General features: G+C 70.6%; 23 protein-coding genes. 13 read left to right on the top strand and 10 right to left on the bottom strand.

The genetic code is table 11. The annotated features are described in order from the left end of the window. Positions 1-42: 42 nt before the first annotated feature. Both BCF44_RS27030 and rfbH read right to left on the bottom strand, forming a co-directional pair. Complete coding sequence (locus BCF44_RS27030; protein WP_116177189.1) at positions 43-234, bottom strand: hypothetical protein; 192 nt, start codon at positions 232-234, stop codon at positions 43-45. A gap of 89 nt (positions 235-323) precedes the next feature. After that, the gene (gene rfbH / locus BCF44_RS27025) at positions 324-1,661 is read right to left on the bottom strand and encodes a lipopolysaccharide biosynthesis protein RfbH (protein WP_116177188.1); all 1,338 of its coding nucleotides are present in this window, start codon (positions 1,659-1,661) and stop codon (positions 324-326) included. Positions 1,662-1,783: 122 nt separating this feature from the next. On the opposite strand from rfbH, the gene BCF44_RS27020 reads away from it, so the two are divergent. Continuing rightward, complete coding sequence (locus tag BCF44_RS27020; protein WP_116177187.1) at positions 1,784-2,971, top strand: cytochrome P450; 1,188 nt, start codon at positions 1,784-1,786, stop codon at positions 2,969-2,971. 9 nt (positions 2,972-2,980) lie between these two features. Next, on the top strand, positions 2,981-5,065 hold the full coding sequence (locus BCF44_RS27015; RefSeq protein WP_116177186.1) for an amidohydrolase family protein: 2,085 nt from the start codon (positions 2,981-2,983) through the stop codon (positions 5,063-5,065). On the opposite strand, the gene BCF44_RS27010 is transcribed toward BCF44_RS27015, so the two are convergent. Continuing rightward, positions 5,024-5,815 (bottom strand): SDR family NAD(P)-dependent oxidoreductase, encoded by a 792-nt coding sequence (locus BCF44_RS27010; protein ID WP_116177185.1) that lies wholly within the window; start codon positions 5,813-5,815, stop codon positions 5,024-5,026. The genes BCF44_RS27015 and BCF44_RS27010 overlap by 42 nt on opposite strands. A gap of 149 nt (positions 5,816-5,964) precedes the next feature. On the opposite strand from BCF44_RS27010, the gene BCF44_RS27005 reads away from it, so the two are divergent. Both BCF44_RS27005 and BCF44_RS27000 read left to right on the top strand, forming a co-directional pair. Next, complete coding sequence (locus tag BCF44_RS27005) at positions 5,965-7,368, top strand: NDP-hexose 2,3-dehydratase family protein (RefSeq protein ID WP_116177184.1); 1,404 nt, start codon at positions 5,965-5,967, stop codon at positions 7,366-7,368. Beyond that, positions 7,365-8,303, top strand: a complete 939-nt coding sequence (locus BCF44_RS27000) for a Gfo/Idh/MocA family protein (protein WP_246015584.1) — start codon at positions 7,365-7,367, stop codon at positions 8,301-8,303. The genes BCF44_RS27005 and BCF44_RS27000 overlap by 4 nt, the downstream gene beginning before the upstream one ends. On the opposite strand, the gene BCF44_RS26995 is transcribed toward BCF44_RS27000, so the two are convergent. Beyond that, on the bottom strand, positions 8,271-9,044 hold the full coding sequence (locus BCF44_RS26995; RefSeq protein WP_116177183.1) for an alpha/beta fold hydrolase: 774 nt from the start codon (positions 9,042-9,044) through the stop codon (positions 8,271-8,273). The genes BCF44_RS27000 and BCF44_RS26995 overlap by 33 nt on opposite strands. Positions 9,045-9,272: 228 nt before the next feature. Between BCF44_RS26995 and BCF44_RS26990 the strand changes: the two genes are divergently transcribed. Continuing rightward, positions 9,273-9,731, top strand: coding sequence for a hypothetical protein (locus tag BCF44_RS26990; protein WP_116177182.1), 459 nt, complete (start codon positions 9,273-9,275; stop codon positions 9,729-9,731). Here the strand turns inward: BCF44_RS26990 and BCF44_RS26985 are convergent. Beyond that, entirely contained in the window at positions 9,728-10,936 is a 1,209-nt protein-coding gene (locus BCF44_RS26985) for a nucleotide disphospho-sugar-binding domain-containing protein (RefSeq protein WP_170217771.1), read from the bottom strand. The genes BCF44_RS26990 and BCF44_RS26985 overlap by 4 nt on opposite strands. A gap of 40 nt (positions 10,937-10,976) precedes the next feature. After that, entirely contained in the window at positions 10,977-12,140 is a 1,164-nt protein-coding gene (locus BCF44_RS26980; RefSeq protein WP_170217770.1) for a nucleotide disphospho-sugar-binding domain-containing protein, read from the bottom strand. A gap of 126 nt (positions 12,141-12,266) precedes the next feature. On the opposite strand from BCF44_RS26980, the gene BCF44_RS26975 reads away from it, so the two are divergent. Then, a complete protein-coding gene (locus BCF44_RS26975) occupies positions 12,267-13,697 on the top strand; it encodes an FAD-dependent oxidoreductase (protein ID WP_211353243.1) in 1,431 nt (476 codons plus the stop codon). Here the strand turns inward: BCF44_RS26975 and BCF44_RS26970 are convergent. Genes BCF44_RS26970 through BCF44_RS26955 form a run of 4 tightly spaced genes read right to left on the bottom strand, consistent with a single transcriptional unit; the run spans position 13,684 to position 16,773 of the window. Continuing rightward, positions 13,684-14,301, bottom strand: a complete 618-nt coding sequence (locus BCF44_RS26970; protein ID WP_116177179.1) for a class I SAM-dependent methyltransferase — start codon at positions 14,299-14,301, stop codon at positions 13,684-13,686. The two genes, BCF44_RS26975 and BCF44_RS26970, sit on opposite strands and share 14 nt — an antisense overlap. A gap of 12 nt (positions 14,302-14,313) precedes the next feature. Further along, positions 14,314-15,492 carry a cytochrome P450 gene (locus BCF44_RS26965; RefSeq protein ID WP_116177178.1) on the bottom strand — a complete coding sequence of 393 codons (1,179 nt, stop codon included), beginning with the start codon at positions 15,490-15,492 and terminating at the stop codon, positions 14,314-14,316. After that, the gene (locus BCF44_RS55685) at positions 15,492-16,244 is read right to left on the bottom strand and encodes a SchA/CurD-like domain-containing protein (RefSeq protein ID WP_170217769.1); all 753 of its coding nucleotides are present in this window, start codon (positions 16,242-16,244) and stop codon (positions 15,492-15,494) included. The genes BCF44_RS26965 and BCF44_RS55685 overlap by 1 nt, the downstream gene beginning before the upstream one ends. Before the next feature lie 19 nt (positions 16,245-16,263). After that, complete coding sequence (locus BCF44_RS26955; protein WP_246015583.1) at positions 16,264-16,773, bottom strand: anthrone oxygenase family protein; 510 nt, start codon at positions 16,771-16,773, stop codon at positions 16,264-16,266. A 74-nt stretch (positions 16,774-16,847) separates the two neighbouring features. Between BCF44_RS26955 and BCF44_RS26950 the strand changes: the two genes are divergently transcribed. From BCF44_RS26950 to BCF44_RS26920, 7 genes are all read left to right on the top strand, one after another. Further along, on the top strand, positions 16,848-17,585 hold the full coding sequence (locus BCF44_RS26950) for an SDR family NAD(P)-dependent oxidoreductase (RefSeq protein ID WP_116177176.1): 738 nt from the start codon (positions 16,848-16,850) through the stop codon (positions 17,583-17,585). Beyond that, the gene (locus tag BCF44_RS26945; RefSeq protein ID WP_116177175.1) at positions 17,585-18,460 is read left to right on the top strand and encodes an NAD(P)-dependent oxidoreductase; all 876 of its coding nucleotides are present in this window, start codon (positions 17,585-17,587) and stop codon (positions 18,458-18,460) included. The genes BCF44_RS26950 and BCF44_RS26945 overlap by 1 nt, the downstream gene beginning before the upstream one ends. 79 nt (positions 18,461-18,539) lie before the next feature. After that, positions 18,540-18,842, top strand: coding sequence for a TcmI family type II polyketide cyclase (locus tag BCF44_RS26940; RefSeq protein ID WP_246015581.1), 303 nt, complete (start codon positions 18,540-18,542; stop codon positions 18,840-18,842). Beyond that, a complete protein-coding gene (locus BCF44_RS26935; RefSeq protein WP_116177173.1) occupies positions 18,839-19,261 on the top strand; it encodes a cupin domain-containing protein in 423 nt (140 codons plus the stop codon). The genes BCF44_RS26940 and BCF44_RS26935 overlap by 4 nt, the downstream gene beginning before the upstream one ends. Continuing rightward, positions 19,258-20,514 carry a beta-ketoacyl-[acyl-carrier-protein] synthase family protein gene (locus BCF44_RS26930; protein WP_116177172.1) on the top strand — a complete coding sequence of 419 codons (1,257 nt, stop codon included), beginning with the start codon at positions 19,258-19,260 and terminating at the stop codon, positions 20,512-20,514. The genes BCF44_RS26935 and BCF44_RS26930 overlap by 4 nt, the downstream gene beginning before the upstream one ends. Further along, positions 20,514-21,737 (top strand): ketosynthase chain-length factor, encoded by a 1,224-nt coding sequence (locus BCF44_RS26925; protein WP_116177171.1) that lies wholly within the window; start codon positions 20,514-20,516, stop codon positions 21,735-21,737. The genes BCF44_RS26930 and BCF44_RS26925 overlap by 1 nt, the downstream gene beginning before the upstream one ends. A gap of 26 nt (positions 21,738-21,763) precedes the next feature. Further along, the gene (locus BCF44_RS26920; RefSeq protein WP_246015580.1) at positions 21,764-22,033 is read left to right on the top strand and encodes an acyl carrier protein; all 270 of its coding nucleotides are present in this window, start codon (positions 21,764-21,766) and stop codon (positions 22,031-22,033) included. The last annotated feature ends 1 nt before the right edge of the window (position 22,034 follow it).

The following is a 22,034-nucleotide window of genomic DNA, read 5'->3' as shown; positions in this document are numbered from 1 at the left end:
CACGGTCGGTGAGGGGGAGTGCCGTGGCCGTCGAGGCGGAAGTCAGCGCACGCGCTTGTCCTTCTTGCCGCCCTTGCCGGTGATCCACGACAGCAGCTCGCCGGCGGCGCCGTCGGCGGGGGAGGTGCCGCGCTTGACGGAGTCCTTGCCGGCCACCCACGACAGCAGGCCGCCGACCGCGGAGTTGACGGCCGATTCGCGGCCGCGACGGTCGATCTTCTCGTCCTTAGCCATTTCACGTCCTCCTTCGTCGTGACACCAACGCTAGTCAGGCCGCGTGCCGGTCAGTAGTGAATGCCGTACGCACATCCTGATGACGTTTGTCATGTGGCCACGGGCACGCCGGCGCCGATCCGCTGCCGGTCGGCGGCGAACTCCCGGATGGTCGCCGCCATGTAGTCGATCATCTCGTCGGTGATGCCCGGGAACACGCCGATCCAGCAGGTCCGCTCGGTGACGATGTCGCTGTTGGCCAGCGCGCCGGCGACCCGCCAGTTCTTGCCCCGGTAGGCGGGCTGGCGGGTGAGGTTGCCGGCGAACAACAGCCGGGTGCCGATCCGCCGCGATTCCAGGTGCGCGGTGAACTCGTCGCGGGTGAAACCGGCGTCGGGCAGCACCGTGATGGCGAAACCGAACCAGCTCGGGTCGCTGCGGGGCGTGGCCTCGGGCAACAGGATGCCGTCCACGTCGGATAGCGCTCTCCGCAGTCGGTCCCAGTTGCGCCGCCGGGCCGCGCCGAACGCCGGCAGCTTGTCCAGCTGGCTCAGGCCCAGCGACGCCTGGAGGTCGGTGGTCTTCAGGTTGTAGCCGACCTCGGAGAACGTGTACTTGTGGTCGTAGCCGTGCGGCAGGCCGCCCAGCTGCCAGTCGAACCGCTTGAGGCACTTGTCGTCCTCGCCCGGCTCGCACCAGCAGTCCCGGCCCCAGTCCCGGAACGTCTCCACCAGCCGGGCCAGCAGCAGGCTGTTGGTCACCACGCAGCCGCCCTCGCCCATGGTGAGGTGGTGGGCCGGGTAGAAGCTGACCGTGGACAGGTCGCCGAAGGTGCCCGTGACCTGGCCGTCGTACGTGCTGCCGACGGCGTCGCAGTTGTCCTCGATCAGCCAGAGCCCGTGCTCGTCGCAGAACGCCTTCACCGCGGCGACGTCGAACGGGTTGCCCAGCGCGTGCGCCAGCACCACGGCCTTCGTGCGGTTGGAGAGCGCTCCCTCGAGCAGTTCCGGCTGCACGTTGTAGGTGCCCAGCTGCACGTCCACGAACACCGGCACCAGGCCGTTCTGCAGGATGGGGTTGACCGTGGTGGGGAACCCGGTCGCCACCGTGATCACCTCGTCGCCCGGCTGGAGCCGCCGGCGGCCCACCGCCGGCGCGGTCAGGGCGCTGAGCGCCAGCAGGTTGGCCGACGACCCCGAGTTGCACAGGTGCGCCTTGCGCGCGCCCAGCAGCTTCGCGAATCTCGACTCGAACGTGCGCGCGCTCGGGCCCGCCGCGATCCGCAGGTCCATCGCGGCGCCCACGAGCGCGGCGACGTCGTCGTCGTCGAGCACGGCCCCGGTGGACTTGATCCACGTCACGCCCGGCTCGAAGCCGGTGTCGCCGGCGCGCCGCCGGTGATAGTCCCGCACTTGCTCGATGAGCAGCTCTCTGGCCTGCTGCGCCATGGATCCTCGCCTCCGCAAGTCGACGGCAGCGAGTCTGCGGCCCGGGCCTGGAAGGCGGATCGAAGGACCGTGGACACCGGGCGTCCAGCGCGTTACCAGCGGCGGCCGGCAGCATCGCCGGCATGGCCGAGACCGATGTGGTGGTGGACTTCCCGGTGCCGACCGACCGCGTGCTGGGCGTGCCGGACCTGATGGCGGGCACGCCCGACCGGCGGCCGGTGTGCCGCGTGCGGCTGCCCACCGGCGACGAGGCGTGGCTGGTCATCGGGCACGACGAGGTGCGGACCGTGTTGACGGACAACAGGTTCAGCCGGGCGGCCGCGTGCCGGGAGGGCGCGCCGCGCATGCGGCCGCTGCCGCCGGACCGCTCGACGATCCTGGCGATGGACCCGCCGCAGCACACCCGCTTGCACCGCCTGGTGATCCGCGCCTTCACCGCGCGCCGCGTCGCCTCGCTGCGGCCGTACATCCAGCGCGTGACCGACGATCTGCTCGATCAGGTCGCCGAGTCCCCCGTGGACATCGTGTCGGCGCTGGCGCTGCCGCTGCCGATCGCGGTGATCTGCGAGCTGCTGGGCGTGCCGTTCGAGGACCGGGCCCGCTTCGGGCGGTGGACGGACGTGATGCTGAGCCTGTCCGGGCACTCGCCGGAGTCCATTCGGGACGCCCGGAGCTCGCTGAACCGCTATCTGGCCGGGCTGGTGGCGCACAAGCACGGGGCCACCACCGACGACCTGCTCACCGACCTGGTCAACGCCCGGGACATCGACGGGGCGCTGAGCGACGAGGAGCTGGTGGTGTTCGGCGCGACCCTGTTGATCGCCGGCTACCACACCACGGCCAGCGCGATCACCAGCGGCGTGCTGACGTTGCTGCGAAACCCGGACCGGATGGCCGAGTTGGTGGCGCGGCCGGAGCTGATCCGCGAGACCGCGCAGGAGGTGCTGCGGTTCTCGGCGGCGCCGGTGACCGGCGGCAATCTGCGGGTGGTGACTGAGGACGTGGAGCTCGGCGGGGTGCTGATCCGCGCCGGCGAGGCCGTGCTGCCGTCGACGGTCGGCGCGAACCGGGATCCGGGTGTGTTCACCGACCCCGACGAGTTCCGGCCCGCTCGGACGGAGCCGAACCTGGCGTTCGGGGCCGGCGCGCACTACTGCATCGGCGCCCAGCTCGCCCGGGCCGAGCTGGAGATCGCCCTGGGAGCGCTGTTCGCGCGGTTCGGCGTGCTGCGGCTGGCGGTGCCCGAGTCGTCGTTGACCACGACCGGATCGGTGATCCGCAACCTCACCAGCCTGCCGGTGAGCTTCTAAGGAGCCTTGATGCCTTCCGTTGTCTTCCGCCGGGTCCGGGTGTTCGACGGGGAGCGGCGCCTGCCGGTGTGCTCGGTCGTCGTGACCGACGGGGTGATCACGACCATCGGGTCGGACGAGCCGGCCGGGGCCGAGATCGTCGACGGCGAGGGCCGGATGACGCTGCTGCCCGGTCTGATCGACGCCCACTTCCACCTGCTGGGCGAGGATTCGCTGCGGCAGGCGATCACCTTCGGCACCACGACCGTGCTCAGCATGGGCGACGATCCGGCGGAGGTCGCGCGGCTGCGGTCGTCCGGCGAGCCGATCGCGGACATCCGGTCGGCGGGCGTGTCCGCGAAGGCGCCGGGCAGCCGGGGCACGACGGCGGCGGGGGCGGCGGTTCCGTTCGTCACGGGGCCGGAGGACGCGGAACGCTTCGTGGCGGCGCGGATCGCCGACGGCTCCGACTACATCAAGATCCGCTACGACGACGGCGACCTGCTCAGCGCGGCGGCGGGGCACACGCTTCCCTTCGTCAGCAAGGAGACGATGGCGGCGATCGTGGCGGAGTCGCATCGGCGCGGGCTGAAGACGATGGTGCACATCGGCACCCTGCAGGCCGCGCACGACGCCTTGGACGCCGGGGTCGACGGGCTGGCACACGTGTTCGTGGACCGGGTGCCGGATGCGTCGATTGCGTTGCGGGCCAAGGAGCTGGGCACGTTCGTGGTGCCGACGCTGAACGTGTTCGAGCTGATCTCCGGCGGTTCGGCCTGGCGGAGCGGCCTGGCCGCCGACTCGCGGATCGCCCCGTACCTGCGGCCCGAGGATCTCGCCGTCGCCGAGTACGACGGGCACGCCGGCTGCCTGCCGGTCGACACCGAGGCGGCCGCGGCGGCGGTGCGGGCGTTCCGGGAGGCGGGCGTTCCACTGCTGGCCGGGTCCGATCCGACGATGTACCTGCATGGCGTGGCGTTGTGGCGCGAGCTGGAACTCCTCGTCCAGGCGGGGCTCTCTGGCGTCGAGGCGTTGGCCGCCGCGACCTCCGTGCCGGCGGATGCCTTCGGCCTGGTCGACCGTGGGCGCATCGCCGCGGGGCTGCGGGCGGATCTCATGCTGGTGGACGGTGACCCGACCGCCGATGTGTCCTGTTTGGTCGATCTCGTCGGCGTGTGGAAGGGCGGCGAGCGGATCGAGCGCCGGCGGCCGTCGGTGGAGTCGATAGAGGTTGTCGGCACCGCTTTCGCGGCCGGGCGTGGCAGCGGATTTCTAGCCGAGACGGTCCGTGGCGACTTCGTTCTGGTCGCGCCGGATGGGCCGGCATTGGTCCACTACGAGCGTCTCAACGACCAGTGGGGATATCCATGGCGTCGTGTTGGCGCGCTGCCGTTCGAGGCGGTCGGCGGGGCGGTGGCGGTGATCCCTGGCGCGGTAGAGGTGGTGGCGCGGTCGGCCGACGGGCTGTTGCTGACGTACCGGCTGGGCGCCGGCGACGCCGTGACGATCGGTGATGCCACCGGCGATCCCGCCGTGCACGGTTCGAACATGCTGGTGCCGTGCGGGGAAGCGCTGGCGCACTACCGCCGGCTCGCCGTCGGTTGGCGCAAGGCCGCCGAGCTGCCGATCTCCGCCGCCGGTGTCGCGCTCTCGGGTGACGAGTTAGCCGTCCGGACGAACGCCGGTGAACTGGCATTCGGTAGGCTGGACGGATCGTTGACGCTGATCGGCTCGGCGGACGGAGACCCCACTCTGGTCGGGGACGACCTGGTCGTGCCGTACGACGGCCGGCTCGTGCACTACCACCGCGAGGCGGGGGAGTGGCGACAGGCGGGGTTGCTGCCCGGTGGCCGGGGGCGGCCGGTGTCCGTCGCGATGATCGCCAGCACCTTCGGGAACCTGGAGCTGGTGGCGCGGACCGCCGACGGCGTGCTGCTGCCGTACTACCGGGACCGGGACAAGGCCAGCTGGGCCGGCCTGCCCGTGCTGGCCGACGGCTCGCGGGTGTTCGGCGACCTGGGGATCTGGGAAGCCGTTGCCCGCAAGCGGTTCGACCAGCAGCAGGCGAGCCGGTCAGCTGCCCCAGACGCGGCGGAAAAGGTCGCGCAGCACTGACCGTGGGAGCAGACGCGTGAGGCCGAGCGCCGCCTGATAGGTGGCGCCCGGAATGCAGATCGGCACGCCCGCGTGCACCGCGGCAAGCCCTTGCGCGGCCACGTCTTCCCGCTCCAGCCAGGCGAACTCCGGCAGCGTGAAGCTCTTCGGGCCGCCCTTCGCGACCCCGTTGCCGCGCTTGGTGAATCCCGGCACCACGGTCGTGACGTGCACGTTCGTGCCGGCCAGCTCACACGCCAGTGTGTCGCCGAAGGAGCTCAGAAACGCCTTGGTGGCGGCATAAGTCGCGCCGTGGGGCTGCGGCCAGTACGCGGCGATCGACGACACCGTGAGCACGCCACCGTGATCACGCGCGACCATGCCGGGCAGCGCGGCGCGGGTCAGCCGCAGCGGCGCGATCACGTTCAGCGCCACCTTGACCTCCTCGCCGGCCGGATCCTGCTGGTGGAACGGCCGCGGCGGCCGGGATCCCGCGCCGGCGTTGTTCACCAGCAGCTCGATCGGCCGCTCCGGATCGGCCAGCCGCCGCGCCACCCGTTCGAGATCGCCGTCCACGGTCAGGTCGGCGGCGATCACCTCGACGTGCACGCCGTGCCGCTCCGCCAGGCCGGCGGCCAGCTTCTCCATCGGCTCGGCCCGGCGGGCCACCAGCACCAGGTCACAGCCGACCGCCGCCAGCTGGCGGGCGAAGATCTCGCCGATGCCGCCGGACGCGCCGGTGACCAGGGCCGAACGGTAAGTCGCCTTCACGGTGTCCTCCTTCTCCGGTGCACGCAGGATCTCCGGCGCCGGTGGTCGGCCGGTCGCAGCGCGCTCGCCCGTCCCGTTTCGACCGATCGTCGACCGGGCCGGTCGACACTGGTGTCGCTGCGAGTTCTTCGACCACTTCGGGGTGAGAGATGGACCGACGACTGGGACCAGGCCGGCTCGGCGGCCTGCGACAGCACGACGGCGCCCGGTTCGCGCGCTCGGCGGAGGCGACCGGGTCGCTGATCTCCGACGAGGAGGTCGTCGCGTGGCTGCGCCGCCGCAAGGTCGTGAACCAGTTCGCGGTGGACCGGATCGCGTTCGGCGAGCTGGACAAGTGGTCGTTCGCCGCGTCCACCGGCGATCTCGCGCACGACAGCGGCCGGTTCTTCGCCATCCAGGGCCTGACCGTGACGAGCCAGTTCGGGCCCGTGCACGCCTGGCAGCAGCCGATCATCAACCAGCCCGAGAACGGCCTGCTGGGCCTGCTCGTGCGGGAGATCGACGGCGTGCCGCACTTCCTCGTGCAGGCCAAGATGGAGCCCGGCAACCCGCACACCATCGAGCTCAGCCCGACCGTGCAGGCCACCCGCAGCAACTTCACCCGGGTGCACCAGGGCGCGAAGATCCGCTACTTCGAGCACTTCGCCGGGCCGGGCCGCGGGCGGGTGATCACCGACGTGCTCCAGTCCGAGCAGGGCGACAGCTTCTACCACAAGCGGAACCGGAACATGGTCGTCGAGGTCACCGGGGACGTCGAGGAGCACGAGGACTTCCGCTGGCTGACCCTGGCCCAGATCAACCGTTTCCTGGCCAGGGACAGCACCGTCAACATGGACATCCGCACGGTGCTGTCCACGCTGCCGATGTCCACCGAGGACGACGATCAGTCCACTCTGCGCACCGCCCTGTCGGTGAATGTCCCGGCGCGGTACGGTTTCGACGAGCTGCTGAGCTGGCTCACCGGCTTGAAGTGCCACTACGAGATGACCGCCGAGCGGATGCCGCTGCGCGAGGTCGCCGACTGGAAGCGCACCGAGTACGAGATCTCCCACGTGGAGGGCAAGTTCTTCAGCGTGGTCGCGGTCTCCGTGCAGGCCGAGACGCGCGAGGTCGTCAGCTGGACGCAGCCGATGCTCACCCCGGCGCGGCCGGGCATCGCCGCGTTCGTGATGCGGCACATCGACGGCGTGCCGCACATTCTGGTGCAGGGCAAGCCACAGCCGGGCCTGTTCGACTTCTTCGAGGTCGCCCCGACCGTCCACTGCGTCAATGCGGACTACCGCAACCTGCCGCGGTCGGTGTGGCCGCCGTACCTGGAGTACGTCCTCGAGGCGCCGGCGCGCTACAGCGTCCTGCACTCCGAGGAGGGTGGCCGGTTCCTGAACCGGGAGAACCGGTACATGATCGTCGAGGCCGGTGACGACTTCCCCGACGACGAGGGCAAGAACTACCGGTGGGTGACGCCGTACCAGCTCCGCAAGCTCGCGTCCCTGAGCAACTGCGTCAACGTGGAGGCACGGACCCTGCTGACCTGCCTGGCCTCGCTGTGGTGAACCTCGGCGTGCTGGGGTGCGCCGACATCGCGTGGCGCATGGTGTTGCCGGCGGTGGAGCGCGCCTCGGGGATTCGGGTTGCCGCCGTTGCCAGTCGGGATGCGGACAAGGCTGGCAAGTTCGCTCGGCGGTTCGAGTGTGACGCCGTTGTCGGCTATGAGTCCTTGCTCGAACGGTCCGATGTGGACGCCGTCTACATACCGTTGCCGAACGCCCTGCACGTGCCGTGGGCGGTCGAGGCGGTCAAGGCCGGCAAGCATTTGCTGGTGGAGAAGCCCCTGGCGCCGTCGCTGGCCGAGGCTCGATCGCTGGTGGAGCTGGCTGAGACGTGCGGTGTGGTCGTGGTGGAGGGATTCATGTTCCTGCACCACAGTCAGCACCGGGCCGTCGCCGAGGTTGTCGCCAGCGGGCGGATCGGTGCGGTGCGGGAGTTCTCCGCGGTGTTCGGCATTCCTGGCCTGCCGGCGGACAACATCCGGTATTCTTCGTCTCTTGGCGGCGGCGCGCTGCTCGACCTCGGCGTTTATCCGTTGCGGGCGGCCCAGTTCTTCCTTGGTGACGTCTCGGTGGCGGGCGCCGTGTCCACTGTGGATGGCGTCGATGTCGGCGGTGCGGTTCTTGTCGAAGGTGACGGTCGAATCGGCCGGCTGGCGTATGGGATGCAGCACGGTTACCAGTGCTCGTACTCGCTGTGGGGTTCGCACGGGCGGATCACCGTCGACCGTGCGTTCACCACGCCGGCCGGGATGGCCCCGAACGTGTTGGTGGAGCAGCCCAGTGGGAATTCGCGGCTGGAACTGCCCGCGGACGACCAGTTCCGCAACATGGTCGAGGACTTCGCCCGTGTCGTCCGCACCGGCGAGCATGCCCATGGCGAAGTCCTCCGCCAAGCCGCGTTGGTGTCAGCCGTTCAGGAATTCTCGGATCGCCGGTGACACGCGGCGGTCGAACATCGTCGTCACGTGATCGCCCCGCTCGATCATCAGCAGCTGTGCTTGTGCGATGCCGGCCGCGGTGGCGCGGGCGAATTCGGCCGGGATGATCTCGTCCCTGCCGCCGGCGATCAGCAGCGTTGGCGCGCTGACTTCGCCGAGGCGGTCGGTGACGTCCCAGTCCTGGATGGCTTCGACCAATGAGGTTTCACCCTGCGCCCGCTTGCCCCTGGCGCCGAACGCGTACGCCGCGAACGTCAGCAACCGCAGTGGTCCCCGCGTGACCAGCCCGCTCGCCGCCCACGGATCGCGGCGGCCTCGCTGCTCGGCTCGGATCAGGTTCAGGAGTCGTTCTCTGCCGTGATCGCCCGGGCGGCTCGCGATCGTGCAGAGGATCAGGCGTCGCACCACGTCCGGGTGGTCGATGGCCAGTTGCAGGGCGGTCGCCCCGCCGCCGGAGGTTCCCATCACGTCCACCGGCCCGTTGAACCGCCCCCGCAGCGCCTCCGCGTGCCAGCCGGCCAGGTCGGGGAGCGTTGTGTTCGCCGGTACCGTGACCGGCCGGTTGATCACGTGCACCCGGCGCTTGTAGCCGGCTGCCAGGATGTTCGCGAAGAACGCCGTCGTGGATGGGACCTTGACCGACAGGTCCGCGCCGGTGCCCAGACCCGGCAGGGTCACCAGCGGCTCGCCCTGGCCCACCGCCGCCACGCTGAGCCCGTCGTTCAGTCGCTCCCCACGCATGTCGCCCCCTCTCTGGTGTGGTCAGTATGGGAGCGGGTGGGCCGTGGGCGCGCAGAATTGGGCGAGGCTTGATGTCGAGTCCGGGCTCCGTCGAGTGCCCGAACTCCCGCCCGATCGCGCTCGAATCACCGTCGTTGACAGCTGGTGCGCGTGGTGGCTGCCGATAGTGGGGACGTCATGTAGTCGACAGGGGAGAAGTCAGCCGTGTCGAAGATCGAATCAAGGACCATGCGGATCGCGGCAGTCGCCGTGTCACTCGGCGCCGCGACCGCGCTCGTGACGGCCGCGCCGGCGTCCGCCGCGACGCAGCCGCGTCACGGCGCCGTCGTCGCCGCGCCCGCGGACTTCCAGCAGGAGTTCGTGTTCAACTGGAACTCGAGCCTGGAGGTGAACAAGCTCTACAGCACCCCCGCCGGCACGCTCGTGTTCCAGTCCGACGGGAACCTCGTCGTCTACTCGCAGGCCGGCGTCGCCCTGTGGGACTCCCGCACCCAGTTCCTCGGCAAGTCCGCCGTCTTCCAGAGCGACGGCAACTTCGTCATCTACGACGGCTTCGGCCGTGGGGTCTGGGAGTCGGCTACCACGGGCTCCGGTGCTCAGCTCAAGTTCCAGAGCGACGGCAACCTCGTCCTCTACGACCTCGCGGGCCATGCCATCTGGTCCACGGGTACCGGTCACAGCAACTAGCAGGCTCGGGTCTGGGGTTGAGCGGGCGCCCGTCCGTGCGGCGGATTTCCGTCGGCGGACAGGCGTGTGCGCGGGTTGTGGTGCGCGACCTGGGCCAGGGCGGCGACGGAGTCGAAGACATCGGGTTGAGACTCGTGCTCGGCACGGAGGGTGAGGGCGCGGGCGGTGAGGGAGTCGTCGGTGATCAACCGTTTGACGGCGGTGGCGACGGCCTCGGGGTCCCGCTGCTCGACCATGGTGGACAGGGTGAGCCCGGCGCCGTAGGCGGCGATCTGGTCGCCGTTGGCGTACTGGTCGGCGATGACGGGCAGCACGAGCTGGGGGAGGCCGGCGGCGATGGACGTGAGCAGGCAGCCGGCGCCGCCGTGGTGGACGATGGCGGTGCAGTGGTGCAGGAACATGTGCAAGGGCACCATGTCGACGACCCGGATGCTGGCGGGCAGGGGGCCGAGCAGGTCGAGGTTGGCGGCGTTGACGGCGGCGATGACGTCGACGTCGAGCTGGGCGAGGGCCAGCAGGGCGTTGCGGAAGCCGGGGGCGCCGCCGAGGGTGAGGGCCTCGGTGCCGGGGCAGACGCAGACGGTGGGCCGGGACGGGGGAACCAGGGTCCACGGCGGCACGACTCCGACGCCGTTGTCCTGGACGTAGCGGACGGGCATGCCGGGGGCGACACCGGGAAGTTGCAGGCTGGGCGGGCACGGGTCGAGGACCAGCGCCGGTTCCAGAGAGCCCAGGCGGGCAAGGGCCTCGGACTCGGTGATCGTCCCGTACGGGTCGGTCGCCCAGCGGTGGCGGACCGTGGGCACGCCGAGCTCGGCGGCGGCGATGCGGGCGGCGAAGTCCAGGGGGTCGTAGACGACGACATCGGGACGCCAGGCGCGGGTGAAGTCCAGCACCTCGTCGAGGACCTCCTCGGCGTAGGCGACGTAGTGATGGGCGACGCCGACCAGGTGCTCGGGACCGTCGGACCGACCCCACATCTCCTGCACGGACGAGCCGGCGGGCAGGGCCTTGAGGATGCCCCCGACGACATCCACCGGCTGTCCCACGGGAAAGGCGGGGATGTGCCGGGACAGGATGCCGGGCACGACGTTGGGCCGTCCGACGGCGACGATGTCATGGCCGGCGGAACGCAGCGCGGCGGCCAGTGGGGCGATGGAGCGGGCGTGACCGGCCATCGGCGGCAGCCCGAACAGGACGCGCATCAGCGGACCTCCGGCCCAGGACGGAAACCAGTGGGGCTGATCATCGGCGTGCCTCCTCGACGAAGGCCGCCAGCTGGGCCGCAACGGCGACGGGGGACGGCCGGCGACGGGTTTCCGCCGCCAACTCCACAGCGGCCTCGCGATAGGTGGCCTGGCCCAGGACCTTCTGCACCCGATCCGCGATGACGGACGAATCCCGCTGCTCCTCGGCGAACTCCAGCAGGTGCCCGGCGCCGACGCGTTCGATGGCGTCGCCGTACTCGAAACCGTCGGGCTGGGCCAGCACGAGCTGCGGGCAGCCGGCCTCCAGGGCGGAGAACGAGCTCCCGCTGCCGCCGTGGTGCACGACGAGGTCACAGGTGTGCAGGAACATGCCGATGGGAACGGAGTCGATGAGCTCCACATTGGGTGGTAGCGAGGGGAACATCGACTGGTACTGGGCGGGCACCGTGGCGAGCACGTCGATGTCGAAGTCGCCGAGAGCGGCCAGGGTGGCGGTGAGGGTGCCGGCGGAGCCGAGTTGCAGGCTGTCGTTGCCGAAAGTCACACAGACCCGGCTCCGAGAAGCCGGAGACAACACCCAGGACGGAACGTCCGCAGCGCCGTTGAACGGTACGTAACGCATGGGCCAGCCGGGACGGACATCCGGCAGTTGCAGGCTGGTCGGGCACGGGTCGATCACCACGGCCGGCGAAACTCCAGCAAGGTCGAAGCGGGCGAGAGTGTCGACGAGGCCCTCGACGGCACCCGCGTTGTACGCCGTCAGGTGATCGACGCCCCAACGGTGTTGCACGGACGGAACGCCCAGCACGGCGGCGACGACGCGGCCGGTGAGCTCCATGGGTTCGTACACAACGACATCGGGCCGCCAGGCACGGGCGAAGGCCAGCAGCTCGTCGACATTGCGACCGGCCATCGCGCCCAGGCGGCGGCCGGTGGCGTGGTGCCGTTCGGCGCTGGGACGGCCGTGGAACTGGTCGACGTACGCCTTGGTGTCCTTGGGCATACGTTTGCGCATCGAGGCGATGGGATCGACGATCTCGCCGAACGGAACCGACCAGAGGCCGACGGACTGGGCCCACTTGGTCATGTTGGGCGCGCTCGCGACGGCGACGTCGTGACCGCCGGCGCGCAGCGCCCACGCCAGCGGCACCATCGGACGCAAGTGGCCGGGACTGACCAGACTGGTGAACAGCACGCGCATGCGACCCAGCATCGGGGCCGTGCCTGGCATCTCGCTGGAAGCGCGCTCGTCCAGGTCGGTTCCAGAACCCTGCGAGCCGAGACCGAAAAACTCGGGGCCGACCGTATGTCCGACCCAGGAGGTCTCGTGGAGCGCACGTCCGTGCTCGTCGTCGGTGGGGGCCTGGTCGGCCTGTCCGCCGCCGTGTTTCTCGCCCACCAAGGCGTCGACGTGGTGCTGGCCGAGCGCCGGCCGACCACCTCGCTGCACCCCAAGGCCCGAGGACTGAACATCCGCACCATGGAGCTGTACCGGCAGGTCGGCCTGGAGGACGCGATCCGCGGCACCGACTCGGCGCGGACGCTGGCCGCCAACAACGGTTTCGCGGTGCTGGAGTCGCTGTCCGGCAAGGAACTTGCGCCGTTCCGGCAGGAGTACATGTCCGGTGGCGCGGAGGTCAGCCCGACCGGCTGGTGCCTGTGTGACCAGGACGAGGTGGAGCCGCTGCTGGCCAAGCGAGCGGTCGAGCTGGGCGCCGACATCCGGTTCGGCACCGAGGTGCTGGACGTCGTCGAGGACGAGAGTGGCGCGGTGGCGACACTTTCGACTGGCCAGATCCGTGCGGACTGCCTGATCGTCGCGGACGGCGCGCACAGCCGGCTGCGGGAGCGTTGGGGCATCACGAGTTCGGGCCCGGGCACCCTGAGCCGGACGATCAGCGTGTACTTCAAGGCCGATCTCCGGGAGGCGCTCGGCGATCGCCGGTTCATCCTTGCCTACGTGAACAATGCCGAGGTCCGCGCCGCGCTGGCGCCGGTGGACAACGCCCACCGCTGGCTGCTGCACGTGCCGTACTTCCCGGACAAGGGCCAGTCGCCGGAGCAGTTCGACGAGCGGCGCTGCGCGGAGCTGGTTCGCGCCGCGGCCGGCATCCCGGACCTGGACGTGGAAATCGTGCAGGTCCTGGAGTGGGAGGCGGCGGGCCGGGTCGCGGACACATATCGGCACGGCCGGGCGTTCCTGGCCGGCGACGCGGCGCACGTGATGCCGCCCAGCGGCGCTTTCGGCTCCAACACGGGCATCCAGGACGTGCACAACCTCGCCTGGCGGCTGGCGCTGGTCACCAAGGGTGCCGATCCCAAGCTGCTCGACGGCTACGAGGCCGAGCGCAGGCCGGTGGGCGTCCACACCATGCAGCAAGCGGTTGCGCGGTCCAAGGACCGACCGCGGGTGGGCCGTGAGGAAGAGGCGAACGCCGCCGCCACGATCGTGCCGGATCACCTGGTGCAGCTGGGATACACCTATCCGGACGGCGATTTCCGAGAGCCGGACGGTCAACCCGGTGGTCGGGTGCCGCACGTCTGGATCGGCGACAATGTGTCCACAGTGGATGCTACCGAGTTCCAGCTGGTGAGCACCAAGCAGTGGCCGGAGATCGAGGGCGTGAAGCGCGTCAAGGCCGACCCGGGGTTCGCGGAGTCGGTGCTGATCCGGCCGGACGGCTTCGTGGCCTGGACGTCGGCCGGGTCGTCGCACGACCCGGCCGACGCGCTCCGGAAGATTCTCAACGGCGGGTGAGCAGGAAGACCTTGGCGTGCGCGGGACGCGCCGGGGACGGGAGCTGTTCGATGTCGAACGAGTGGCCGAACAGCTCCCGCTCCTCACCGGGCCGCATCACGGTGTGCAGCAACGCGGACATCCGCCCCCGCGCCACCAGCGGCAGATCCCGCTTGCGGGCGCTGAAGCACCACAGGAAGTACAGCGAACCGGGCCGGCTCAGGCGCTGCACCGTCCGGGCCATCAACCGCCGCTGCGGCCGCCGGGCGTCGTCGATGGTGCTGTAGTCGATCAGCAGGTCGAACGGCCCGGTCAGGTCGGGGATCTGCGACGCGGTCAGGTCGCCGTGCACGAACCGGCAGCGGTCCGCCACGCCCTCGTCCGCGGCACGCTTCTCGGCCCGCTCCAACGCGATCGGCGTGAAGTCCACGCCCACCACGTCATACCCCAGCTTGGCCAGGTAGACGGTGGTCGCGCCGGTGCCGCAGCCCAGGTCCAGCACCCGCGGATGCGTCTTCGGGCTGACCCGGCCGCCCTCCACCAGGTCGATGACCTCCTGCCCGACGCCGTACCGCTCCCACGGCGCGCCCTTCTCGTACAGGCGCGTGTACAGCCACGGTCGCATCTTTCCTCCCTTTCACCAGGTCACGGGCAGTTCGGCGGGGCCGCGCTGCATGCCGCCCAGCTGCCAACGAATCTCCGCGGCCGGCACGGCCAACCGCAGGCCCGGCAACCGTTCCCGCAGCGCCTCCAGCGTGAGCCGCAGCTCGGCCCGGGCCAGCTGCGCGCCGAGGCAGCGGTGAATGCCGTGCCCGAACGCCACGTGCGGGTTGTCGGCGCGGTCGATCACCAGCCGGTCGGCGTCGGCGAACACCGTCTCGTCACGGTTGGCCGACACCAGCGCCGGCAGCACGGCCTCGCCGGCCCTGATCAGCACCCCGCCCAGCGACACGTCCTCGGTGGCGATGCGGACGGTGCCGCCGCTGGCCGGCATCGGGCAGTACCGCAGCAGCTCCTCCACGGCCGTCGGCAGCAACTCGGCGGTGAGGCGTTGCCAGTTCGAGGGCTCGTGCAGCAGGGCGAAGACGGAGCCGGCGATCTGGTGCGAGGTGGGGGAGTAGCCCGCCATCAGCAGCGTCACTCCGAAGGCGACGATCTCGCCGTCGGTCAGCTTGTCGTCGTCACCGGCCGCAACGAGCCCGCTGAGCAGGTCCTCGCCGGGATGAAGCCGCCGCTCGGCCACCGCGTCGCCGAGATACCAGCGCAGCTCGGCCCCGGCCCGCTCGACATCCGCCGCGCCATGAGCACCGGCGCTCAGATACGTCCGGGCCCGGTCGCGAAACCAGTCGTGATCGGCCGAGGGCAGCCCCAGCAGGGCGCAGATGACCCGCATCGGCACCGGCTCGGACACGTGCTGCACAAGATCGCCGGCTGTGCCGGACTTGACCAGTTCGTCGATCCCGTCGGCGATGAAACCCCTGATCACGGGGCTCAGCGCGGTCACCCGGCCGGTGGTGAAGGCCGACACGGCCAGTCGTCGCAGGCGGGTGTGCTGAGGCGGGTCCGTCGTGGTGACGGCGTCCTGCTCCAGCGACGCCAGCCTCGCCCGCGGCGCCCGGGCGCGGGCCGCCAGGGCGCGGCTGAACCGGGGATCGGCCAGCAACGCCTTGTTGTCCTCGTACCGCGTGACCAGCCAGCCCTCGTCGCCGGACGGCAAGTTCACGCGGACGACCGGCTCCTCCTGCCGCAACCGCAGAAACTGCTCGGCCGGCCGCCATCCGACGGCCGGCGCGAGCGGGTAGCGCAACCCCTCCATCACGCGTTCAGGGTCGCCAGCGACAGCTGGGAGATGCACCGCATGTTGGCCTTCTCGAACTCCGCCAGGAAGTCGGCCTCGGTCTCCACGTGCCGCTCCTCGGCCAGGAACGGCGCCAGCTTGCGCTCCATCTCCGGCCGCTGGCCGCGAGTGGCCATGTAGCGGGCGACGTCGGCGACCTCGCCGTCGTACTGCACGACCCGGAACATGTTGCCGCCGTGGACGAACAGCGCGATGCCGGCCAGAACCCCGGTCTCCTGCTGGTCGTTCCCGCGCAGCACCGGGCGGGCCTCGCCCTGCACCTGGCCGAACAGCTCGGCCAACTGGTCCTCGCAGCCCGGCTTGATCCGGTACCGCAGCGCCAGCAGGGTGGTGCCCACCGCGCCCGGGATCTGGCGCTGCATCAGGCAACGCATGGCGGAGTTGCGCATGTGCTGGGTGAAGGCGGCCACGTCGCGGGTGTCGCGCTGCTCCAACAGGTACGGCGCGATCTTGCGCTCTGCCTCCTGCACGCCCTCCTGGCGGCCCATGTGCGCGCCGATGCGGCGGATGTCGCCCTCGTACTCGATGACGCGGATCATGGCGGTGTCCTGGATGAACACGCCGGTGGCGAGCAGCCTGCCGGCCACCTCGCCGTCCTCGCCGAGGATCTCGGCCGAGTCCACCCGGCGGAAGTTGCGCGGCGAGAAGATCTCGGCGATCTCCTCCTCGTGACCCGGCTTGATCCCGTAGCTGATGGCCGACAACGGCATGGTGGGCGCTCCTTGTTCGTCAGAGGGGTAGCACGGTGGCCAGGCAGGTCACCAGCAGCGCGACCGCGGCGGCCGCGGTGCGGATCAGGTGGTAGCCGCGCCACTTCGGGCGCGGGTCAGTCCACTCCGGACCGATCGCGTCCGGGTCGAGGCCGACGAGGGTGCGGTTGATCGGCACGTTGCACAGGTGCGAGACGCCCTGCACGGCCACCATCGCGACGAACGCCAGCGCCCACAGCCCGCGCGCCGGGCCGTCCCGCAGGACGGCCAGCGCCAGGTCGGCGAGCGTGCCGGCGTTCACGATCAGCGGCATCGCCGGGTGATACCCCTTGCCCAGCAGCCGATGCACGGTGACGTACTGGCCGGGCGGCAGCGCGAACAGCGTCGGCAGCACGCTCACCGCGATCGCGAAGAAGACCCCGCAGACCAGCCCGGTGGACAGCAGTGCGACCAGTTGCAACGCCTCGGCCATCGCCCCTCCCAGGAAGTCGGTCGCGCACACCTTCGCGACCGGGACTGGAGACGGCATCGAAGACGGCTGACCGGCGCCCCGACCACCGAGGCACCAGCCGGCTGCGATCGACGCTGCCTACCGTCCGTCCCATGCAGACAGGTGTGTACGGCAAACGAGTGCTCGTCACTGGCGGCACCGCCGGCATCGGGCGGACCACCACGCTGGCACTGGCCCGGGCCGGCGCGCGGGTCGTCGCCTGCCACCGTTCGCCCGGCGACAACGCGGACAGCCTCGCCCGTGAGCTGAAGGAGCTCGGCGAGGGGCACCACGTGATCCGGGCCGATGTGACCGTGAAGTCCGAGGTGGCCGAGCTGGTCGAGGCCTGCGCCGAGCGGCTCGGCGGCCTGGACGTGCTGGTGAACAACGTCGGCGTGGACGGCCATGCGCCGTTCGGCCGGCTGCCCGAGGACGAGTGGCACCGTGTGCTGGACCACAACGTGACTTCCGCCTACCTGGTCACGCAGGCGGCGCTGGAAGTGTTGACGGACGGTGGATCCGTGGTGAACGTCGGCTCCTCGGTTGCGCTGCGCGGTCGCCCCGCCGGCGTGCACTACTCGGCGTCGAAGGCGGCGCTGATCGGCTTCACCCGCGCGCTGTGCAAGGAAGTCGGCGCGCGCCGGATCCGCGTCAACACCGTCGCTCCCGGCGTGACCGAGACCGAGCCCGGCGGCGGGCTGCCGCCGCAGGTGCTGGAGCGGATCGTCGCGATGACGCCGCTCGGCCGGATCTGCCAGCCGGAGGACGTCGCCGAGGCGGTGCTGTTCCTGGCCGGCGATCAGTCGAAGTTCATCAGCGGTGTCACGCTCAACGTGGATGGGGGAGTCTGATGCCCGCACGCAAGGTCTCGGTCGTCGGGCTCGGCGGCATGGGCTCCGGCCTCGCGCACGCGTTGGTGGCCAAGGGTTTCCCGGTCACGGTGTTCAACCGGACCGCCGCGAAGGCCGCACCTCTCGCGGAGGCTGGTGCCACGGTGGTGGATTCCGCCGCTGCGGCGGCGAAGGACGCCGAGGTCGTGCTGCTGAGCCTGAGCGACGAGAAGGCCGTCGAGGAGGTGCTGTTCGGGGAGATGGCTCCCGTGTTGGCGCCGGGAACCACCGTCGTGGACACCTCCACGGTTTCCGTTGCCTACGCCCAGGAAGCGGCCAGGCGGCTGGACGGCCTGGGGCTCAAGCGGGTCGAGGCCTGCGTGATCGGCAACCCGATGATGGCCAAGGCCGGGCAGCTGCGGGTCTTCGCCGCCGGTCGAGAGTCCGATGTGGATGAAGTCAACGACGTGCTCGAAGCGTTCACGCAAGAGGTCCGCTATCTCGGCCCGCCCGGGCACGCCACCACGCTCAAGCTCGCCTTCAACCTGTTGCTGGGCCTGCAAACCGCCGCGCTGGCCGAGACGGTCCAGTTCGCCGAGGGCGTCGGCCTGGACCGGGTGATGCTGCTGGACGCCCTGGACAACAGCGGCTGGCGTTCCCCGGTCCTGAGCTTCCGCAGCCAGTTCATGAAGACCGGCGACTACACGCCCGCCGGCTTCCGGACGGTGTTGATGCACAAGGACATCAAGCTGGCGCAGGACGCGGTGGCGGTCCCGCTTCCGTTGACGGGACTGGCCGCGCGGCGCTACGAGGCCGCGATCGCCGCCGGCCGCGGCGACGAGGACGCCGCCGTCGTAGCCGACGTGCGGACCAGCGATCTACCAGGCCAGTTCTAGCCCGCTCGAACACCCTGACACCACTGGGAATTCACCGAGAGGAGCACGTGCGGTGGCTCGTACCCTGATCGTGGCTCGAATGGAACCCTCCGAGGCCGATGCCGTCGCGCGCATCTTCGCCGAGTCGGACGAGACCGAGCTGCCCCACCGGATCGGCGTCACCCGACGCACCCTGTTCCGCTTCCACGACCTGTACTTCCACCTGGTCGAGGCGGACGACGACATCACGCCGAACCTCTACCAGGCCCGCAAGTCCGAGCTGTACCAGGACATCAACACCAAGCTGGCCGCGCACATCCGGCCCTACGACCCGAACTGGAAAGAGCCGAAGGACGCCATGGCGCAGTCGTTCTACAGCTGGGTCCCCGGGGGTGCCGAATGAGCAAGGTCGCCTACGACCAGGTCGCGCCGAACACCAGGCGCGGCGGCGATCTCCGGGTCATGCTGAGCCCCAAGACCTGCGGCAGCACCGCCGGCTTCATGGGCTCGCTGGTGCTGAACCCGGGCGAGTGGGTCAGCGAGCACTACCACCCGTACTCCGAGGAGTACCTGTACGTGGTGTCCGGGCGGCTGGAGATGCGGCTCGGCGGGCCGGACGGCGAGCGGATCGAGCTTGGACCGGACGACGCCCTGATGGTGCCGAAGAACGTGGCGCACCGGCTGGAGAACAACGGCGACGAGCCGGCCCGCGCGGTGTTCCAGCTGGCGCCGCTCGCGCCGCGGCCGGAGCTGGGCCACGTGGACACCGAGGAGCCGCCGCGGCCGGCCGAACCGGGCGTGCAGGTGGGCGGGACCACATGACCCGCAGGCGCGTGGTGGTGACGGGCGTCGGCGTGATGGCGCCCGGTCGTGCCGGCGCCGCGGCCTTCTGGGAGATGATCACGCAGGGGCGCACCGCGACCCGCCGGATCAGCCTGTTCGACCCCCAGGGTCTGCGCTCGCAGATCGCCGCCGAGTGCGACTTCCGGCCCGCCCGGCACGGCCTCACCACCGATCAGGTGCAGCGGCTGGACCGGGCCGTGCTGCTCGCCCTGGCCGCCGCCCGCGAGGCCGTCGACTCCAGCGGCATCGACCTGGACGCGCTGCCGCCCGAGCAGGTCGGCGTCACGATGGGCAGCGCCGTCGGCTGCACCACCGGCCTGGAGGAGCAGTACGTCGCGCTGTCCGACGCCGGCCGCCGCTGGCTGGTCGACGCGGTCGCGCCGGAATTCCTGTACGGCCACATGGTGCCCAGCACGATCGCGTGTGAAGTGGCCTACCAGGTAGGCGCCGAGGGGCCGGTGAACCTGATCTCCACCGGCTGCACGTCCGGGCTGGACTCGGTGGGGCACGCCGTCGGTCTGATCGCCGAGGGCAGTGCCGAGGTGATGGTGGCCGGCGCGTCGGACGCGCCGATCTCGCCGATCACCATGGCCTGCTTCGACGCGATCAAGGCGACCTCCCCGGACAACGACGATCCGGAGCACGCCTCCCGCCCGTTCGACCTGACCCGCCGCGGCTTCGTGATGGGTGAGGGCGCCGCGGTGTTCGTGCTGGAGGAGTACGAGCGGGCACGGGCGCGTGGCGCGGTGATCCTGGCCGAGATCGCCGGATTCGCCAGCCGCAGCAACGCCTTCCACATGACCGGGCTCAAGCCGGACGGCCGGGAGATGGCCGAGGCCATCCGGGTCGCGCTGGACCGGGCCCGGCTGAACCCGACCGACATCGACTACATCAACGCGCACGGCTCCGGCACCAAACAGAACGACCGGCACGAGACCGCCGCGTTCAAGGCCAGCCTCGGCGAGCACGCGTACCGGACTCCCGTCAGTTCCATCAAGTCCATGGTGGGGCACTCGCTGGGCGCGATCGGGTCCATCGAGATCGCGGCCTGCGTGCTGGCGCTGACCAACGACGTGGTGCCGCCGACGGCCAACCTCCAGGTGTCCGACCCGCAATGCGACCTGGACTATGTGCCGTTGCAGGCCAGGGAACGCAAGCTTGACGCCGTGCTGACGGTCGGCAGCGGCTTCGGCGGTTTCCAGAGCGCGATGGTGCTGGCAGGAGTGAGCTGATGAGCGACAGGACCGTGTTCACGGGTATCGGCGTGGTGGCTCCGACCGGGCTCGGCACCGAGGCGCACTGGGAGGCGGTGCTGGCCGGCAAGTCCGGCCTGGACCGGATCTCCCGCTTCGACACCGACGGCTACCCGGTCAAGGTGGGCGGCGAGGTGTCGGACTTCGCGGTCGGCGACCACCTGTCCAGCCGGATCTCGGTGCAGACCGACCACTGGACGCACATGGGCCTGGTGGCCGCCGACCTGGCGCTGGCCGACGCCGGCGTCACACCGTCCGAAATGGACGAATACGAGCTGGCGGTGATCACTGCCAGCTCCTCCGGCGGCACCGAGTTCGGCCAGCGCGAGATCGAACGGCTGTGGAGCAAGGGCAGCGACCACGTCGGCGTCTACCAGTCGGTGGCGTGGTTCTACGCGGCCACCACCGGCCAGATCTCCATCCGGCACGGCATGCGCGGACCCTGCGGCGTCGTGGTGTCCGAACAGGCCGGCGGCCTGGACGCGATCGCCCAGGCGCGGCGGGCGCTGAGCGAGACCAGCCAGGTCGTCGTCACCGGCGGCACCGACGCCTCGCTCTGCCCGTACGGACTGGTGGCGCAGATGAGCTCCGGCCTGCTTTCCACTGTGGACGATCCCTTGAGGGCCTATCTCCCGTTCGACCGCAACGCCAACGGGCACGTCCCCGGCGAGGGCGGCGCGATCCTCATCGCCGAACGCGGCGAATCGGCGGCAGCCCGAGGAGCCCAGGTCTACGGCGAACTGCTCGGCCACGCGGCGACCTTCGACCCCGTCCCGGGTTCCGGCCGTCCGCCTGCGCTCAAGCGGGCGATCGAGAAGGCGCTGGCCGACGCCCGCGTCGCGCCGCAGGACATCGACGTGGTGTTCGCCGACGCCGCCGGCCGGCCGGACGCCGACCTGGCCGAAAGTGCCGCCCTGGCTGCGGTGTTCGGCCCGCACGGGGTGTCGGTCACCGCGCCCAAGACGCTGACCGGCCGCCTCTACGGCGGCGGCAGCTCGCTCGACGTCGCCACCGCGCTGCTGGCGCTGCGGGACGGCGTGATACCGCCGACGGTCGGCGTCGAGGACGTCGACCCGAGGCACCGGATCGACCTGGTCGGCGACCAGCCCCGCGAGCTCCCGTTGCGCCGGGCGCTGGTGGTGGCCAGGGGTTATGGCGGTTTCAACGCCGCGGTCGTGCTCGGCGCGGCCCAGAGACGATGAAGATGGCGACGATGAAGATGGCGACGATGAAGGGAGCGACAATGGCCGGGTTCGGCATCGGTGAGCTCAGGACGATCATGCGCGGTTCGGCCGGCAGTGCGGAGGGCGTCGACCTGGACGGCGAGATCGCCGCCGTGCCCTTCGCGGAGCTGGGCTACGACTCGCTGGCGGTGCTGGAGATGATGTCGGAGGTGCAGCGGCGCTACGGCGTGGTCATCGACGAGAACGTCGTGTTCGACCTGGAGACCCCGCAGGACGCCATCGACCACGTGAACTCGCTGGCCGTGGGGGTCTGAC

Source organism: Kutzneria buriramensis (genome assembly GCF_003387475.1).
GTDB lineage: Bacteria > Actinomycetota > Actinomycetes > Mycobacteriales > Pseudonocardiaceae > Kutzneria > Kutzneria buriramensis.
This window is presented reverse-complemented; position numbering and strand designations above follow the sequence as displayed.

Excerpts from the sequence above, each read along its gene's own strand:
- BCF44_RS27030 (WP_116177189.1), bottom strand. The coding sequence starts at position 234 with ATGGCTAAGGACGAGAAGATCGACCGTCGCGGCCGCGAATCGGCCGTC.
- rfbH (WP_116177188.1), bottom strand. The coding sequence starts at position 1,661 with ATGGCGCAGCAGGCCAGAGAGCTGCTCATCGAGCAAGTGCGGGACTAT.
- BCF44_RS27020 (WP_116177187.1), top strand. The coding sequence starts at position 1,784 with ATGGCCGAGACCGATGTGGTGGTGGACTTCCCGGTGCCGACCGACCGC.
- BCF44_RS27015 (WP_116177186.1), top strand. The coding sequence starts at position 2,981 with ATGCCTTCCGTTGTCTTCCGCCGGGTCCGGGTGTTCGACGGGGAGCGG.
- BCF44_RS27005 (WP_116177184.1), top strand. The coding sequence starts at position 5,965 with ATGGACCGACGACTGGGACCAGGCCGGCTCGGCGGCCTGCGACAGCAC.
- BCF44_RS26995 (WP_116177183.1), bottom strand. The coding sequence starts at position 9,044 with ATGCGTGGGGAGCGACTGAACGACGGGCTCAGCGTGGCGGCGGTGGGC.
- BCF44_RS26990 (WP_116177182.1), top strand. The coding sequence starts at position 9,273 with ATGCGGATCGCGGCAGTCGCCGTGTCACTCGGCGCCGCGACCGCGCTC.
- BCF44_RS26985 (WP_170217771.1), bottom strand. The coding sequence starts at position 10,936 with ATGCGCGTCCTGTTCGGGCTGCCGCCGATGGCCGGTCACGCCCGCTCC.
- BCF44_RS26980 (WP_170217770.1), bottom strand. The coding sequence starts at position 12,140 with ATGCGCGTGCTGTTCACCAGTCTGGTCAGTCCCGGCCACTTGCGTCCG.
- BCF44_RS26970 (WP_116177179.1), bottom strand. The coding sequence starts at position 14,301 with ATGCGACCGTGGCTGTACACGCGCCTGTACGAGAAGGGCGCGCCGTGG.
- BCF44_RS26965 (WP_116177178.1), bottom strand. The coding sequence starts at position 15,492 with ATGGAGGGGTTGCGCTACCCGCTCGCGCCGGCCGTCGGATGGCGGCCG.
- BCF44_RS55685 (WP_170217769.1), bottom strand. The coding sequence starts at position 16,244 with ATGCCGTTGTCGGCCATCAGCTACGGGATCAAGCCGGGTCACGAGGAG.
- BCF44_RS26955 (WP_246015583.1), bottom strand. The coding sequence starts at position 16,773 with ATGCCGTCTCCAGTCCCGGTCGCGAAGGTGTGCGCGACCGACTTCCTG.
- BCF44_RS26950 (WP_116177176.1), top strand. The coding sequence starts at position 16,848 with ATGCAGACAGGTGTGTACGGCAAACGAGTGCTCGTCACTGGCGGCACC.
- BCF44_RS26945 (WP_116177175.1), top strand. The coding sequence starts at position 17,585 with ATGCCCGCACGCAAGGTCTCGGTCGTCGGGCTCGGCGGCATGGGCTCC.
- BCF44_RS26940 (WP_246015581.1), top strand. The coding sequence starts at position 18,540 with ATGGAACCCTCCGAGGCCGATGCCGTCGCGCGCATCTTCGCCGAGTCG.
- BCF44_RS26935 (WP_116177173.1), top strand. The coding sequence starts at position 18,839 with ATGAGCAAGGTCGCCTACGACCAGGTCGCGCCGAACACCAGGCGCGGC.
- BCF44_RS26930 (WP_116177172.1), top strand. The coding sequence starts at position 19,258 with ATGACCCGCAGGCGCGTGGTGGTGACGGGCGTCGGCGTGATGGCGCCC.
- BCF44_RS26925 (WP_116177171.1), top strand. The coding sequence starts at position 20,514 with ATGAGCGACAGGACCGTGTTCACGGGTATCGGCGTGGTGGCTCCGACC.
- BCF44_RS26920 (WP_246015580.1), top strand. The coding sequence starts at position 21,764 with ATGAAGGGAGCGACAATGGCCGGGTTCGGCATCGGTGAGCTCAGGACG.